This window comes from Kitasatospora phosalacinea (assembly GCF_000716545.1).
In the GTDB taxonomy this organism is placed as follows: domain Bacteria; phylum Actinomycetota; class Actinomycetes; order Streptomycetales; family Streptomycetaceae; genus Kitasatospora; species Kitasatospora phosalacinea.
Genome location: NZ_JNWZ01000022.1, coordinates 1 through 13,143 on the forward strand (window position 1 = coordinate 1; position 13,143 = coordinate 13,143).

The window sequence follows — 13,143 nt, forward strand, 5'->3', positions numbered from 1 at the left end:
CCCCTCCCCCGCGCCCGGGCCCGCCTCCGCCGCCCCCGACCGCCTCGCCCTCACCGCCGCCCCCGCCCGTCCCGTCGGCGAGAACGCCGTGGCCGTCCTCCTCCCGATCGCCGCCGGCCTGCTGCTCACCGCCGCCGCCATGTACAAGCACCGCGGCCTCCCGGGCGGCGGCCACTGACGCCGTTCCCCGAGCTACCGGTACCGCCGACGCCGCCGGTGCCGGAGTGACCCGGCACGGACTCGACCTCGACCAGGCCGTACCGCGGCGCCGAGCCCTCCGGGTCAGTCGAAGGTCCTCGGCGGCGGGGCCGGGGAGGGGACGGCGGTGGTGTCGGTGACCGGGGCGGTTCCGGCGGTGAAGTCGGTGAGGTCGCGGCCGTGCAGGAGGCGGGCCTGGGCGGGGTCGGTGGCCAGGCGGCGGGTGAGGTCGGCGAGCGGGAGGGGGGTGTGGGCGGCCAGCAGGACGAGGTTGCCGAAGCGCTTGCCGCGCAGCACGGCGGGGTCGGCGATCAGGCAGACCTCGGGGAAGACCGCGAGCAGGGTGGCGGTCTGGGCGCGGGCGAAGGCGAGCGCGCCGCCGTCGGTGGTGTTGGCGGCGTAGTGGCCGGCGCCGGTGAGGGCGCGGGCGGCGTGCCGGGCGAACTCGGCGGTGGCGCAGTGCGCGGGGACGCGGGCGCCGGCGAAGACGTCGGTGACGACCAGGTCGGTGGAGTCGTCGGGGGTGCGTTCCAGGACGGCGCGGGCGTCGCCGCCGCGGACCTTGATCTGCCAGCCGCGGTCGAGCGGCAGTTCGGCCCGGACCAGGGCGGTGAGTTCGGTGTCGATCTCGGCGACCTGCTGGCGGGAGCGGGGCCGGGTGGCGGCGGTGTAGCGGGCCAGGGTGAGCGCGCCGCCGCCGAGGTGGAGCGCGGTGAGCGGCTGCCGGGCGGGGGCGGCGAGGTCGATCAGGTGGCCGATCCGGCGCTGGTAGGCGAAGCCGAGGTGGGTGGGGTCGGCGAGGTCGACCAGGGACTGCGGGGCGCCGTCGAGCAGCAGCTGCCAGGCGTGCGGCCGGTCCCGGTCGGGGCGCAGCTCGGCGGTGCCGGAGGCGACGGCGGCGGTGAGCGGGCCTTGGCCGTGCGTGCGGCCGGGGACGGCGGGGGTGGTGCGTGGGCGGCCCATGGCGTCCATTATCCCGGGTCGCGGCCCGGGCGCCGCCGGGGTGGCGGCCTCGGGTGACGGTGGGTGACGGGGGCTGCCCGCTGCGGCGTCGGCCGGTCCACCCAGCGAGACGACGGTTGCATGCCAACTCACTGGTCGGGCAAGTTCTCTGACGAATCGTCAGCCGCCGTACGGGGTGCGCTCAGAGCGGACCGAGGCCGCCCGCCGTGAGGGTGGTGGCGGCTTCGCAGAGCGCGGAGCGCAGCACCCAGGCGTCGGTGGGACGGGGGTACTGCTGGGGGCCGGAGGGCGGGATGATCCAGCGCGGGTCGGTGGGCGGGAGCAGTTCGGCCCCCGGGGTGCAGGCGGAGCCGGTCAGGTGCCAGCGCAGCGCGGTGCCCGCCGGGACGAGGAAGGCGACGGCGGTGCCGCCCGCGGTCTGCTGGACGGCTCCGCAGGCCCGCCGCAGCCGGAGGATGTCGACCGCCTCCAGCCCGTGCCGGACCTGGACGGTGACGGTGTCGTACTGGACCACGCGGCTGGCCGAGGAGCCCGCGGGGGCGGGGGGCGGCGCGGCGGGGGCGGCCGGACGCCGGTACTGGGGAACTCCGGTGGCCATGGGGGACCTCCTGTCACCTCGGGTCGCGTGGAAACCGGACGCCGCTCCGTCACCCGGTCGTGCGACGGGAGGCCGGCGCGGGAGGGGGCCCGTGCCGCCGGTTTCCATGTACCAGGACAACGCGGAACCCGTCACCCGGGCCACGGCCTCCGATACAGCAAGCCATGGCATTTCATGGCACAACGCCGCAACTACGCCCGGATTGTCCGCAATTGACCCGCCATCTGCTAGCGACCCGCCGTGTTCGCACGGTGACTGCCGGTACTGTTCTGGCGACGCGGCGGCCCTCCCCCGGGTGCCGGCGCGACCACCCCGGCACGACCTCGGAGTGCAGCATGGCAGCCATCCGAACCGGCGGGCCCCGCCCGTCGCCCGTCCCCAACCAGGCGATGCGCGAGCTGCGCGGCGGCCTCTCGCCGGGGGAGTTCGCCACCGTGGTCCGCCGGGCCGCCCGGGAGATCGGCGAGCACGTGTCCTGCGACGCGCGCTACGTCGGGCGGGTCGAGTCCGGCGAGATCCGCTGCCCCAACTACGCGTACGAGCGGGTGTTCCGGCACATGTGGCCGGAGAAGTCGCTGGCGGAGCTCGGGTTCGCGCCCCGCACGGCGGTCCGCCGCCGCGCGCCGGCGACCACCGCACCGCCCGTCCCGGCAGATCCGCCGGACGCGCCGCACCGGTCTGACGAGGAGAACGACGAGGTGCTTCGCCGCACGTTCCTGAACGGCGGTCCCACCGCCCTGGCGGCCGTGCTGGGCCTGGACCAGGCCCCGCCGCCCGGGCTGCCGCTGCCCGCGGTCCCGGCCCAGCCGGAGCGCCGCCGGGTCGGCGCCGCCGAGGTGCGGGGGGTCGAGCAGGCGGTCCGCGACATCCGGCTGCTGGACGACGCGCACGGCGCGGACGCCCTGTTCGAGCTGGCCGGGCAGTCGCTGCGCAACGCCTACGTGCTGCTCAACGACGGCGACTACAGCGCCGCGACCGAGCGCCGCCTGCAGTGCGGGGCCGGCGAACTCGCCATCTCGGTGGGCTGGCTGGCGCACGACTCGAACCGGCTGACGGACGCCAGGTCGTTCTACTCGGAGGCGCTGGCCACCGCCCGGATGGCCCGCGACCCGCACCTGGAGGCGCACGTGTTCAGCAACAGCGCCTTCCTGGCCCGGGACGCCGGCCGCCCCCGGGAGGCGCTGCGGGCCGCCCAGGCCGGGCAGGCCGCGGCGCGGGAGCTGGGCTCGGACCGGCTGATGTCGCTACTGGTGCTGCGCGAGGCCGGCGGCTGGGCGCTGCTCGGCGACCGCTCGGCCTGCGAGCGGGCGCTGGCCCGGGCGTACGCGCTGTTCGACCGGGGCGAGCGGTCGGACGACCCGGAGTGGATGTCCTTCTACGGCGAGGCGGAGCTGGCCGGGCAGGAGGCGCAGTGCTGGTCGGCGCTGGGCGACTGGGACCGGGCCAGCGCCCGGGCCGAGCGGGCCATAGGGCTCCAGGAGCCGCACTTCGTCCGCAACCGGGTGCTGTACACCGCCGAGTTGGCGCACGACCGGCTGGGCCGGGGCGACCTGGCGGGCGCGGGCGCGCACGGTTCGGCGGCGGTGGCGCTGCTCGGCCAGGTCCGCTCCGCGCGGATCCGCGGCATGCTGGCGCGCACCGCGGACCGGCTGCGCGGCCACGCCGCCGTGCCGGAGGTCCGGGACTTCCTGGACGGCTACGACGCGGCGGCGGCCTGAGCCGGGCCTGGGCCCGGCCTGAGCCCGGCCTGAGCCGGGGTCAGTGCCCCAGCCGCTCCAGGTGGCTGTGGTCGTTCCAGATCTCGACCGCGGGCAGCCCGTACTCCCAGGACAGCACGCACAGCGCGGCGGTGCCGAGCTTGAGCCGCTGGGCGTACTCGGCGGGCAGGCCGAGCCAGCGGGCGGTGAGGATCCGCAGCAGGTGGCCGTGGGCGAACAGGACGACCTCGCGGTCGGCGCAGTTCATGGTGGTGGTGTCGGGGTGCGGGGTGCCGTGCTCCTCGTTGAGCTCGGCGAGCAGGGCGTCGACCCGGTCGGAGACCTGGGCCAGCGTCTCGCCGCCGGGCACGCCGTCGCGCCAGATCAGCCAGCCGGGCTGGTCGTGCTCCCGGATGTCGGCGCCGGTGCGGCCCTCGTACTGCCCGTAGTCCCACTCCAGGAGTTCGGGGCGCTCGACGGCGCGGTCGCCGAAGCCGGCCAGTTCGGCGGTCTCCCGGGCCCGGGAGAGCGGGCTGGTGTAGACGGTCGCGCCGGGCAGGCCGTTCCACGGGGCGCGGGCGAGTCGTTCGCCGAGGGCGCGGGCCATGGCGCGGCCCTCCTCGGTGAGGGGGACGTCGGTGCGGCCGGTGTGCCGGCCGGTCGCCGACCAGGAGGTCTCGCCGTGGCGGACCAGCACGATGCGGGCGGGCATGGGGTACCTCGTTCGAAGTGGTGCGGTTCGGCGGCCCCGCCGTCGCGGGCCACCGCCCCATGATCCCCCACCCGACCTGCCGGATCGACGGCCGGGCTCCACTCTGTCGGCTCCGGGTGCGAGACTGGGCCGCACCATGAACGTCTCGCACCTGGGGCAGGCCACCCCGCCGCTGCGGCGGCTCTCCGAGTTGCGCGGCCCGGCGCCGCAGCGCAGTCTCGACGCCCGTGCCCTCGCCGCCCTCGCCGCCAATCCGGGCTGCCGCCGCCGCGCCCTGCTGGACGCCGCGGGCGTCGACAAGGTTGCGCTCGCCCAACGCCTGGGCCGCCCCGCCCCGTTCGGCCAGTCGCCGTTCGCGATCCGCCGCGGCCTGCTGTTCGAGTCCCGGCTGAAGCGGGACGGGTACGCGGTGCTGCTGGAGCCGCTGCGCCGCCGGCTGGGCGTCCCGGCGGAGGAGGTCTCCTCGCTCGCCGTACCGGACTTGCTGCCCGCGGCCTCCCCGGCCGTCCGCGCGGAGCGGACGGCGGCGGCACTGGCCGAGGCCGCCGCCGACCCCTCGGCCTGGACGCTGCTGGACCACCCGCTGCTGCGGCTGGACGTGGCGGGCAGCCCGGCCTACCTGGAGCCGGACGCGCTGGTGGTGCACGCCGGCCGGTGCACCGTGGTGGAGATCAAGTCCTTCCCGGTGCTGGACGGTTCGGCCGATCCGGCGAACGTCGGCGCGGCCGCCCGGCAGGCCGCGGTGTACGTGCTGGCGCTGCAGGAGGCGGCGGCCCGGCGGGCCGGCCTGCCGCTGTCCGAGGATCCCTACGCCGTCCAGGAGCTGCCCGGCGCGCCGGAATTGACGGTGCTGCTGGTCTGCCCGAAGGACTTCTCCGCCCAGCCGGTCGCCGTCCCGGTCGACGTGCGGCGCGAACTGGCGGTCACCCGGCGGCAGTTGTCCCGGATGACGCGGATCGAGCAGCTGCTCGCGGCGCTCCCCGAGGGCGTCACCTTCGACCTGGCCCGGGACGGGTCGGGCGCCCCGACCCGGCCGGCCGGGGAGCTGGCCGAGGCGGTCGCCGCGGTGCCCGCCGCGTACGCCCCGGAGTGCATCTCCACCTGCGAGCTCGGCTTCCACTGCCGTTCCCAGGCGCGCTGCGCGGGCGCGGTGGAGCAGTTGGGCCGGGGGGTGCGCGGCGAGCTGGGGTCGCTGCGCACCGTCGAGGAGGCGCTGGCGGCCGCCGAGCCCGGTGCCGCGGCGGGCCCGGAGCCGGAGCCGGCGGGCGGGTCGGGCCCGGACGAGGCGTCCGGGCGGCTGGCGTACGCGGCCCGGCTGCGGGCCGAGGCGCTCGGGGGCGTGCGGTGAGCCTGCTGTCCACGCTGGCCCGGCTGGAGGCGGTGCGGGCGCAGCGGGCGCAGCCGCTGGCCACGGTGCGGCACCGGCACCTGTCGGACCGTCCGATGGTGCTGGTGCCGTTGGCGGCGGCCGGCGAGGCGGGGGCCCCGCTGGCGGTGCTGCTGGGCACCGACCGCCGGGAGCCCCGGCTGCACTTCGTGCCGCAGCCGCTGAACCGCACCCAGCGTTCGGAGTTCCTGGCGGCGGTGGCCCGCGAGGTGGTGCCGTACCTGGAGTCCTTCGGGGACGAGGTGGAGCTGCTGGAGGGCTCCGAGAAGGACCCGGTCAGCGGCGAGAAGGTGCCGGTGGTGCGGGAGCTGTGCGCGGACGCGCCGCAGCTGATCGTGCCGAACGCGGGCGGCGTGGCGCACCTGGCGCTGCTGGGCCGCTCCACCCGGTTCCGCCGCACGGTCGAGGACCCGGATCCGGGTGAGTACCCGTCGCCGACCGAAGTCCCGCTGCTGGGCCGGTGGCTGACGCACCTGACGGACCGCGCGCAGGTGCCGGGGTCCTCGATGCTGCTGGCGATGACCGGCCTGCTGGCGCGGCACTGGGCGACCGGGCAGAGCAACCTGGAGGACCAGCACCTGGCCGCCCGGCTGGCCTGGCACCTGCCGCCGGCCGGTCTGGAGCCGCCCGCCCTCGGCGCGGAGGCCGCCGAGTGGGTGGAGTCCGCGCGGGACGGCGAGGGCCTGCTGCTGCACCCGCCGGCCGGTCCGGCCACCGATCCGAAGTTCGACGAGCGGGTGCTGGCCCCGGCGATCCTGCGGCACGACGCGGCGGTGGCGGTGCGCGAGCGGGCCGGGGCCGCGCGGGACGACGCGGAGGTCCGCCGGGCGGCCGCCCTGGTCGAGCGGGCGCACGCCGAGCTGGCCCGGGTGCTGCTGTCGGCGACGCTGCCGGCCTGGCACGACGTGTGGAACGGCGTCGACCTGCTGCGCGCCCTCCCGCCGGCCGGCCACCTGCCGGACCGCTGGGAGGGCGACCGCTGGTCGTTCACCATGCACCGGGAGCGGGTCGCGGCGGGCGAGCCCCCGCAGCCGCGCCGGGACGACGCGGTGACGGCGGCCCGCAAGCTGGCCCAGCGCGAGCGCGAGCAGGCGAAGCTGGAGATCCAGGAGGCGCTGGACGACCCGCTGGCGATGGCGGAGCGCCGCCTGGCCGGGGAGGCGTTCGCGGGCGAGGTGGTGGACGTCGTCCCGGAGTGGTCCGAGGGCCGCTCCCCCAAGCCGCGCCCGCTGCTGGTGGTGCGCACCGGCGACCGGCCGCACGCCGATCCGGGCCGCGAGGTGCACCGGGCGCACGCGGAGCCCGCCCAGCGGGCCGAGATCGTCTCGTCCGCGCCGGGCGAGGTGGTGGTGCGGCTGCTGTCCGGCATGGGCCGCCGCAGGGACCCGGAGCCGGGCAGCGTCCCGGAGCCGGGCTCGACCGTGGTGTTCACCCTGTTCGAGCTGGCGCCCCGGCAGTCCGCGCCGCTGCCGGAGCCCGCCGACACCCCGTGGACGCACGGCGGCCCGCCGGTGGCCGTCGAGGATGCACCGGCCGGTGCGGACGAATGGGAATGACGCAGCACATGGACTCCTCCTCCGGGCCGGTGACCGGCCGTCAGGACGCGGCCGCCGAGCCGGCCCCCGGCGAGGCCGCCGACCGGGCCGTCGCGGGGATCCTCGACGCGGTGGTGCGCCCCGCGCCGGGCGCGCCGCGCGGCGTCGTGGTCGACTCCCCGCCGGGCGCGGGCAAGTCGACGCTGGTGGTGCGGGCGGCCCGCGAACTGGTCGGCGCGGGCGAGCGCCTGATGATCGTCGCCCAGACCAACAGCCAGGTCGACGACCTGGTCGACCGGCTGGCGACCAAGGCGTCGGGGATGAGCATCGGCCGGCTGCACGCGAGCGACTCCAAGCCCGCGCCGGAGGCCCTGCGGCACGCCAACGTCACCGCCAAGGACAAGGTCGCCGACCTGCTGGAGCAGGACGTGGTGATCTCCACCGCGGCGAAGTGGCAGTGGGTGCGGACCGAGCAGCCCTGGCGGCAGGCCATCGTCGACGAGGCGTACCAGATGCGTTCGGACGCGCTGCTGGCCGTGGCCCGGCTCTTCGAGCGGGCGCTGTTCGTGGGGGACCCGGGCCAGCTCGACCCGTTCACCGTGGTCGGCACCGACCAGTGGGCGGGCCTGTCCTACGACCCGTCCTCCTCCGCGGTGGTCACCCTGCTGGCCCACAACCCGGCGATCCGCCCGCACCGGCTCCCGGTCTCCTGGCGGCTGCCCGCCTCGGCGGCGCCGCTGGTCTCCGCCGCGTTCTACCCGTACACGCCGTTCCGGGCCGGCACCGGGCCGGACGACCGCACCCTGCGGCCGGGCCTGCGCGGCGACGGCTCGGCGGTGGACGCGGCGATCGACGAGGCGGCGGCCACCGGCTGGGCGCTGCTGGAGCTGCCCGCCCGGCACACCGTGCGCACCGACGCCCAGGCGGTCGCCGCGGTCGCGGCCACCGTCCGCCGGCTGCTGGACCGCGAGCTGACCGCGCACTCCGAGCAGGGCTCCGCGCCGCTCACCCCCGGCCGGGTCGCGGTCGGCACCGCGCACCGGGACCAGGCCGCGGCGGTGCGCGCCGAGCTGGCCCGGCTGGGCGTCCCGGTCGACCCGGCGGCCGGCGAGTGCGTCACGGTCGACACCGCGAACCGGCTGCAGGGCCGCGAGTACGACGTCACCGTCGTCCTGCACCCGCTCTCCGGCCGTCCCGACGCGACCGCCTTCCACCTGGAGACCGGCCGCCTGTGCGTCCTGGCCTCCCGCCACCGCCACGCCTGCATCGTCGTCGCCCGGGCCGGCATCCCCGAGCTCCTCGACGACCACCCGGCCACCGAGCCCGTCCAGCTGGGCGTCGCCGTCAAGTTCCCCGACGGCTGGGAGGCCAACCACGCGGTCCTCTCCCACCTCGCCGAGCACCGCGTCCGCCTGTAGGGAGCGCCCCGCCGGGGCGCGCGGAGCAGGTCTCGCGCCCCCGGCGGGGAATAGCGCTCGGGGGCGCACCGTTCCGGTTCTGACGGTTCGCGCGCGACAATGGACGGCGGCCGTCTTTCCCCCCCGCACTCCCGGAGGTGCCCCGTCATGCCCGACTCGCATCCGCAGGCGTCCGACCAGGGCGGTTCGCCGACTCCGGCGGTCGCCCCCTCGGTGCCGGGCCCGGCCCGGCGGATCAGGCCGGTCGAGTTGCTCTTCGAACCGGCGGGGACGGAGCCGGAGCCGGAGCGGTTCTTCGACCTGGAGTCGATCGACGACCCGTCCGAACTGCTGTCCCGTTCAACCGAGTTGGCCCTGGCGTTCCGGGTCGCGGCGGAGCGGGCGACGGACTTCCAGGCGCTGGCCGCCGCCCAGCTCGCGGACCCGCGTCGTTTCGACGCGCTCTCGCCGGAGCAGATCGCCGCGCGGGCCGACTGGACGCCGGACTACGCGGCGCGGATGGTCGAGTACGGCCGTTCGCTGCAGCGCCGCGGCCCGGAGGAGTAGCCCCGGAGGGTCCGGGGGCGGCCCCGGCAGGCCACTGGCATATGCGGCGGGCGATGGTACGCCCCCGCACCCCCCGCTGTCCGGCGAACGCCGTTTTCTCCCCGGCCGGCCGCGCCACCGGTCCACCCTGACCAGGTGGACATCTGGACCTATCAATCCGTGGAGTACGTCAGCGTCGCCGGGGAGGCGTGGCTCGCCTCCGCCAGCGAGTACCCGAGCAGCATGCGCGCCCTGTGGGAGGCCCGCCCGTGGGCGCCCGCGATCCTCCCGTGCGGCCGGGCGTTCGACGTGGTCAGCCTGCCCGCCGTGTTCGGCCGCCGGGTGCTGGACGAGCTGTGGACCTCGGGCCCGGGCTGCGGCCCGGTGGCGACCTACCGGGGCCGGACGCTGCTGTTCGTACAGCCGGGGGCGGCGTCCCGGCTGCGGACGCTGCTGGCCTGGGAGGAGTGGGCCCGGGACGTGCCGCCGCTGCTGTGCCACGGCCGGGGCGACGCGGTGACGGTGCCGCCGGTGCAGCGGGCGATCGACGAGCCGGAGTCCTCCTCCAGCCGGTGGATCGTGGCGCCGGACACCCGCGAGCCGTGGCTGCCGGGGGCGTCGGTGGTGCTGTGGGCGTGCGTCCGGGCGGCCCGCGGGCGGGCCCGGGAGGCCGGCGACCCGGTGTCGAACGCGCGCTGAACGGGGGGTGCCGCTGCGGGGGAATCGATTTTGGCTCCGGCCCCGGCCGCTGCTACAGTCTTCCACGTCAGCAGGCGCCGCTAGCTCAGTTGGTTAGAGCAGCTGACTCTTAATCAGCGGGTCCGGGGTTCGAGTCCCTGGCGGCGCACAGACAGCGAAAGGCCCCCCTTCACCGGGGGGCCTTTCGCGTTGTGGCACGCGAGCGCGCAGCCCCGGCGGGTGTGTAAAGGGCTGCTAATGTCCGCTCCATGGCGTCCGACGATCTCCATTCCGACTGGGCCGCCTGGCTCGACGCGGAGCTCGCCGAGGCCGAGGCGGCCGCGCTGCGCGCGCACCGGCGGGAGCGGCGCAACAGGCGGCTGCTCCGGGCGCTGGCCTGGACGGGTGCGGCGGCGCTGGCGGCCGGTCTCGGCTTCGGTCTGGTGTACACGGCGCAGCACGGCCCGGCCCCGCGCCCGGCGGTGACGGCCTCGCCGACGCCGACCGGTTAGGGCCCTTCCGGCCGCCCCCGGCCCGTGCTCACTCCAGCAGCACCACCGCGAGCCGGCGCGGGCCGTGGACGCCCTTGACCCGGATCATCTCGATGTCGGCGGTGGCGGAGGGCCCGCTGACGAAGGTGAGCGGCCGGGCGGGGTCGAGCCGGGCGAGCGCTCCGGGCAGCGCGGAGTGCACCTGCGCGGCGCGGACGACGCACACGTGCAGGTCGGGCAGCAGGGTCGCGGCGCGGCGCCCCTGGGCGGCGCCGCCGTCGAGGACCAGGGTGCCGGAGTCGGCGACGGCGGCGGCGCACCCGGTCAGGACGGCGTCGGTGGCGTCGAGTTCGGCCTTGCCGAGCGGCGGGCGGTCGACGCGCACCCGTCCCGTCCAGCCGGCGGTCCAGTCGGCGGGCAGCCCGTCCGGCACGACCAGGCTGCGGGCGCCCTCGTCGTCCAGGACCCGGGCGACGGCCGGGCCCGGCGCGTCGGCGCGCAGCACCCGCGCGCCGTACTCCTCCAGCCGTTCGGCGAACAGCGCGAGCCCGGCCTCCCGGTCGTGGGGGTCGAGGCCGGGGGCGTGCCGCAGGTAGTGGCGGGGCGGTTCGGGGGCGGGCGGGACGGCGGCGGCGCGGATCCGGCGGAGGATCTCCTCGCGGGCGGTGCCGGCGGTCATGCGCGTTCTCCTTCGTTCCGCTTCCACCAGCTGCGGAAGGACTCCCGGGGGACGTCGGGCAGCGCCCGGTTCTCGGTCCAGCCGCCGAGCGGGCCGGGCAGTCTGGTGCGTCCGGGCAGCAGCGGCCCGACCAGTCCGGCGCCCTTCACGGCGGCCTTCCACGCGGCGGGGCGTTCCATCACCGCGCCGACGGCGCCCAGCGCGGCCCGCTCGACGGGGTGCTGTCCGCCGTCGGCGACCTGGGCGCGCAGGTCGAGCAGCACGTCGGTGAAGCGGATCCGCACGGGGCAGACCTCGTTGCAGGCGCCGCACAGCGTGGAGGCGTACGGCAGCGAGGCGGTCTGCGAGTCGTCGACGCCCTTGAGCAGCGGGTTGAGGATCGCGCCGATCGGCCCGGGGTAGACGGAGCCGTAGGCGTGGCCGCCGGTGCGCTCGTAGACGGGGCAGGTGTTCATGCAGGCGCCGCAGCGGATGCAGCGCAGGGCCTGGCGGCCGACCGGGTCGGCGAGGGCGCGGGTGCGTCCGTTGTCGACCAGGACGAGGTGGAAGTCGCGCGGGCCGTCGCCGTCGACGGTGCCGGTCCAGGTGCTGGTGTAGGGGGCCATCCGCTCGCCGGTGGCGTTGCGGGCCAGCAGTTGCAGGAAGACTTCGAGGTCCTGCCAGGTGGGGACGGTCTTCTCGATGCCGACGACGGAGATCAGGGTGTCGGCGAGGGTGAGGCACATCCGGCCGTTGCCCTCGGACTCGACGACGACCAGGGTGCCGGTCTCGGCGACCACGAAGTTGGCGCCGGAGACGGCGACCTTGGCGCCGAGGAACTTCTCCCGCAGGTGCAGCCGGGCGGCTTCGGCGAGTTCGGCGGGGTCGTCGGTGAGCCCTTCGGGGGCGGGGCGGCCGTGCCGGCCCATCTCGCGGGCGAAGATCTCGCGGATCTCGGTGCGGTTGCGGTGCAGCGCGGGGACGACCACGTGCGAGGGCAGGTCGTCGCCGAGCTGGACGATGGTGGCGGCCAGGTCGGTCTCCCGGGCGTTGATCCCGGCGGCCTCCAGGGCAGCGTCGAGGCCGATCTCCTCGGTGAGCATCGACTTGACCTTGACGATCTCGCGTTCGCCGGTGGCCCGGACCAGGTCGGTGACGATCCGGTTGGCCTCGGCGGCGTCGCGGGCCCAGTGGACGGTGCCGCCGGCCGCGGTGACCTTCTCCTCGACCCGCAGCAGGTGCTCCTCCAGGCCGGCCAGCACCTGGTCCTTGATCGCGGCGGCGCTGTCGCGCAGCTGCTCCCAGTCCGGTCGCTCCGCGGCCAGCACGGCCCGCTTGCCCCGGATGGTGTGGGTGGCGCGGCGCACGTTCTCGCGCAACTGCCGGTTGCCGACCTCGCGTTCGGAGGCCTGGGGGAACGCGGGCCAGCCGAGGAAGGACCTGCTCATCGGACCGCCTCCACCACGGGCAGGCCGGGCAGCGGCCCGTCCCGTTCGGTGCGGGCGAGGATCTCGACGAGGTGCAGGGTGCGCACCGGGTGCCCGTCCCTGGTGAGCCGGCCGCCGATGTTCATCAGGCAGGAGTTGTCGACGGCGGCCAGCACGGACGCCCCGGTCTCCAGCACGTGCCGGGCCTTGTCGCCGTTCATCGCGCCGGACACCGCCGGGTTCTTCACCGAGAAGGTGCCGCCGAAGCCGCAGCACTCCTCCTGGGCCGGCAGTTCGACGTAGTCGATCCCGGCGACGGCGCGCAGCAGCCGGTGGGGCCGCTCCCCCAGCCCGGTGGCCCGCAGGCTGTGGCAGGTGGGGTGGTAGGTGACCCGGTGCGGGAAGTACGCCCCGACCTGCTCGACGCCGAGCCGGTCCGTCAGGTACTCGGTCAACTCGACGACCCTGGGGGCGAGTTCGGCCACCTCCCGGGCCAGTCCGGGGTCGCCCGCGGCTTCGGCGGCCAGCGGGTACGACTCGGCCGGCATCCCGGCGCAGGAGGCGGACGGGACGACGATCTCCTCGTAGTCGGCGAAGGTGTCGACGAAGTGCCGGGCGAGCCTGGCGGTCTCCCGGCGGTAGCCGGTGTTGAAGTGCATCTGGCCGCAGCAGCTCTGCGCGGCGGGGAAGTCGACCTCGACGCCGAGGCGGCGCAGCAGGGTGACGGCGGCCCGGCCGGTGCCGGGGAACAGGGTGTCGTTCAGGCAGGTCACGAACAGGGCGGTGCGGGAGCGCGGGGCGTTCGGGGGCATGCCCGCATCATAGATGCAAGCTTAGATGCAAGCCAGGGCGCGTG

Annotated in this window: 13 protein-coding genes and 1 tRNA gene; 8 read left to right on the top strand and 6 right to left on the bottom strand. The window is 76.5% G+C overall.

The window, feature by feature from the left end:
- Positions 1 to 282: 282 nt before the first annotated feature.
- Both OO48_RS13515 and OO48_RS13520 read right to left on the bottom strand, forming a co-directional pair.
- The gene (locus OO48_RS13515) at positions 283 to 1,161 is read right to left on the bottom strand and encodes a spermidine synthase (protein WP_209439475.1); all 879 of its coding nucleotides are present in this window, start codon (positions 1,159 to 1,161) and stop codon (positions 283 to 285) included.
- Positions 1,162 to 1,342: 181 nt separating this feature from the next.
- Positions 1,343 to 1,759, bottom strand: a complete 417-nt coding sequence (locus OO48_RS13520) for a hypothetical protein (RefSeq protein WP_245194633.1) — start codon at positions 1,757 to 1,759, stop codon at positions 1,343 to 1,345.
- Between the two features lie 335 nt (positions 1,760 to 2,094).
- Between OO48_RS13520 and OO48_RS13525 the strand changes: the two genes are divergently transcribed.
- Positions 2,095 to 3,477: an NsdA family TPR-like regulatory protein gene (locus OO48_RS13525; protein ID WP_033215658.1), complete on the top strand. Its 1,383-nt coding sequence runs from the start codon at positions 2,095 to 2,097 to the stop codon at positions 3,475 to 3,477.
- Between the two features lie 40 nt (positions 3,478 to 3,517).
- On the opposite strand, the gene OO48_RS13530 is transcribed toward OO48_RS13525, so the two are convergent.
- Complete coding sequence (locus OO48_RS13530; protein WP_033215662.1) at positions 3,518 to 4,168, bottom strand: histidine phosphatase family protein; 651 nt, start codon at positions 4,166 to 4,168, stop codon at positions 3,518 to 3,520.
- Between the two features lie 136 nt (positions 4,169 to 4,304).
- On the opposite strand from OO48_RS13530, the gene OO48_RS13535 reads away from it, so the two are divergent.
- The 7 genes from OO48_RS13535 to OO48_RS38250 all read left to right on the top strand — a co-directional run bounded on the left by OO48_RS13535 (position 4,305) and on the right by OO48_RS38250 (position 10,223).
- Positions 4,305 to 5,516 (top strand): hypothetical protein, encoded by a 1,212-nt coding sequence (locus OO48_RS13535; protein ID WP_033215664.1) that lies wholly within the window; start codon positions 4,305 to 4,307, stop codon positions 5,514 to 5,516.
- Positions 5,513 to 7,111 carry a hypothetical protein gene (locus OO48_RS13540; protein WP_033215666.1) on the top strand — a complete coding sequence of 533 codons (1,599 nt, stop codon included), beginning with the start codon at positions 5,513 to 5,515 and terminating at the stop codon, positions 7,109 to 7,111. Before OO48_RS13535 ends, OO48_RS13540 begins: the two co-directional genes overlap by 4 nt.
- 8 nt (positions 7,112 to 7,119) lie before the next feature.
- Positions 7,120 to 8,508: an AAA domain-containing protein gene (locus OO48_RS13545; RefSeq protein WP_051732110.1), complete on the top strand. Its 1,389-nt coding sequence runs from the start codon at positions 7,120 to 7,122 to the stop codon at positions 8,506 to 8,508.
- A 147-nt stretch (positions 8,509 to 8,655) separates the two neighbouring features.
- The gene (locus tag OO48_RS13550; RefSeq protein ID WP_051732099.1) at positions 8,656 to 9,054 is read left to right on the top strand and encodes a hypothetical protein; all 399 of its coding nucleotides are present in this window, start codon (positions 8,656 to 8,658) and stop codon (positions 9,052 to 9,054) included.
- A gap of 135 nt (positions 9,055 to 9,189) precedes the next feature.
- Positions 9,190 to 9,732: a bifunctional DNA primase/polymerase gene (locus OO48_RS13555; protein ID WP_033215668.1), complete on the top strand. Its 543-nt coding sequence runs from the start codon at positions 9,190 to 9,192 to the stop codon at positions 9,730 to 9,732.
- A gap of 74 nt (positions 9,733 to 9,806) precedes the next feature.
- A tRNA-Lys gene (locus OO48_RS13560) sits at positions 9,807 to 9,880 on the top strand.
- A gap of 100 nt (positions 9,881 to 9,980) precedes the next feature.
- Positions 9,981 to 10,223, top strand: coding sequence for a hypothetical protein (locus OO48_RS38250; protein WP_033215670.1), 243 nt, complete (start codon positions 9,981 to 9,983; stop codon positions 10,221 to 10,223).
- A gap of 28 nt (positions 10,224 to 10,251) precedes the next feature.
- Here the strand turns inward: OO48_RS38250 and OO48_RS13570 are convergent, their stop codons facing one another.
- Genes OO48_RS13570 through OO48_RS13580 form a run of 3 tightly spaced genes read right to left on the bottom strand, consistent with a single transcriptional unit; the run spans position 10,252 to position 13,099 of the window.
- On the bottom strand, positions 10,252 to 10,881 hold the full coding sequence (locus OO48_RS13570) for a LutC/YkgG family protein (protein WP_033215672.1): 630 nt from the start codon (positions 10,879 to 10,881) through the stop codon (positions 10,252 to 10,254).
- Positions 10,878 to 12,308, bottom strand: coding sequence for a LutB/LldF family L-lactate oxidation iron-sulfur protein (locus OO48_RS13575; protein ID WP_033215674.1), 1,431 nt, complete (start codon positions 12,306 to 12,308; stop codon positions 10,878 to 10,880). The genes OO48_RS13570 and OO48_RS13575 overlap by 4 nt, the downstream gene beginning before the upstream one ends.
- Positions 12,305 to 13,099, bottom strand: a complete 795-nt coding sequence (locus OO48_RS13580; protein ID WP_033215675.1) for a (Fe-S)-binding protein — start codon at positions 13,097 to 13,099, stop codon at positions 12,305 to 12,307. Before OO48_RS13580 ends, OO48_RS13575 begins: the two co-directional genes overlap by 4 nt.
- Positions 13,100 to 13,143: the final 44 nt, after the last annotated feature.

Bases quoted from the DNA above. Each gene is read 5' to 3' on its own strand.
- OO48_RS13515 (WP_209439475.1), bottom strand. From the start codon at position 1,161: ATGGGCCGCCCACGCACCACCCCCGCCGTCCCCGGCCGCACGCACGGC.
- OO48_RS13520 (WP_245194633.1), bottom strand. From the start codon at position 1,759: ATGGCCACCGGAGTTCCCCAGTACCGGCGTCCGGCCGCCCCCGCCGCG.
- OO48_RS13525 (WP_033215658.1), top strand. From the start codon at position 2,095: ATGGCAGCCATCCGAACCGGCGGGCCCCGCCCGTCGCCCGTCCCCAAC.
- OO48_RS13530 (WP_033215662.1), bottom strand. From the start codon at position 4,168: ATGCCCGCCCGCATCGTGCTGGTCCGCCACGGCGAGACCTCCTGGTCG.
- OO48_RS13535 (WP_033215664.1), top strand. From the start codon at position 4,305: ATGAACGTCTCGCACCTGGGGCAGGCCACCCCGCCGCTGCGGCGGCTC.
- OO48_RS13545 (WP_051732110.1), top strand. From the start codon at position 7,120: ATGGACTCCTCCTCCGGGCCGGTGACCGGCCGTCAGGACGCGGCCGCC.
- OO48_RS13550 (WP_051732099.1), top strand. From the start codon at position 8,656: ATGCCCGACTCGCATCCGCAGGCGTCCGACCAGGGCGGTTCGCCGACT.
- OO48_RS38250 (WP_033215670.1), top strand. From the start codon at position 9,981: ATGGCGTCCGACGATCTCCATTCCGACTGGGCCGCCTGGCTCGACGCG.
- OO48_RS13570 (WP_033215672.1), bottom strand. From the start codon at position 10,881: ATGACCGCCGGCACCGCCCGCGAGGAGATCCTCCGCCGGATCCGCGCC.
- OO48_RS13575 (WP_033215674.1), bottom strand. From the start codon at position 12,308: ATGAGCAGGTCCTTCCTCGGCTGGCCCGCGTTCCCCCAGGCCTCCGAA.
- OO48_RS13580 (WP_033215675.1), bottom strand. From the start codon at position 13,099: ATGCCCCCGAACGCCCCGCGCTCCCGCACCGCCCTGTTCGTGACCTGC.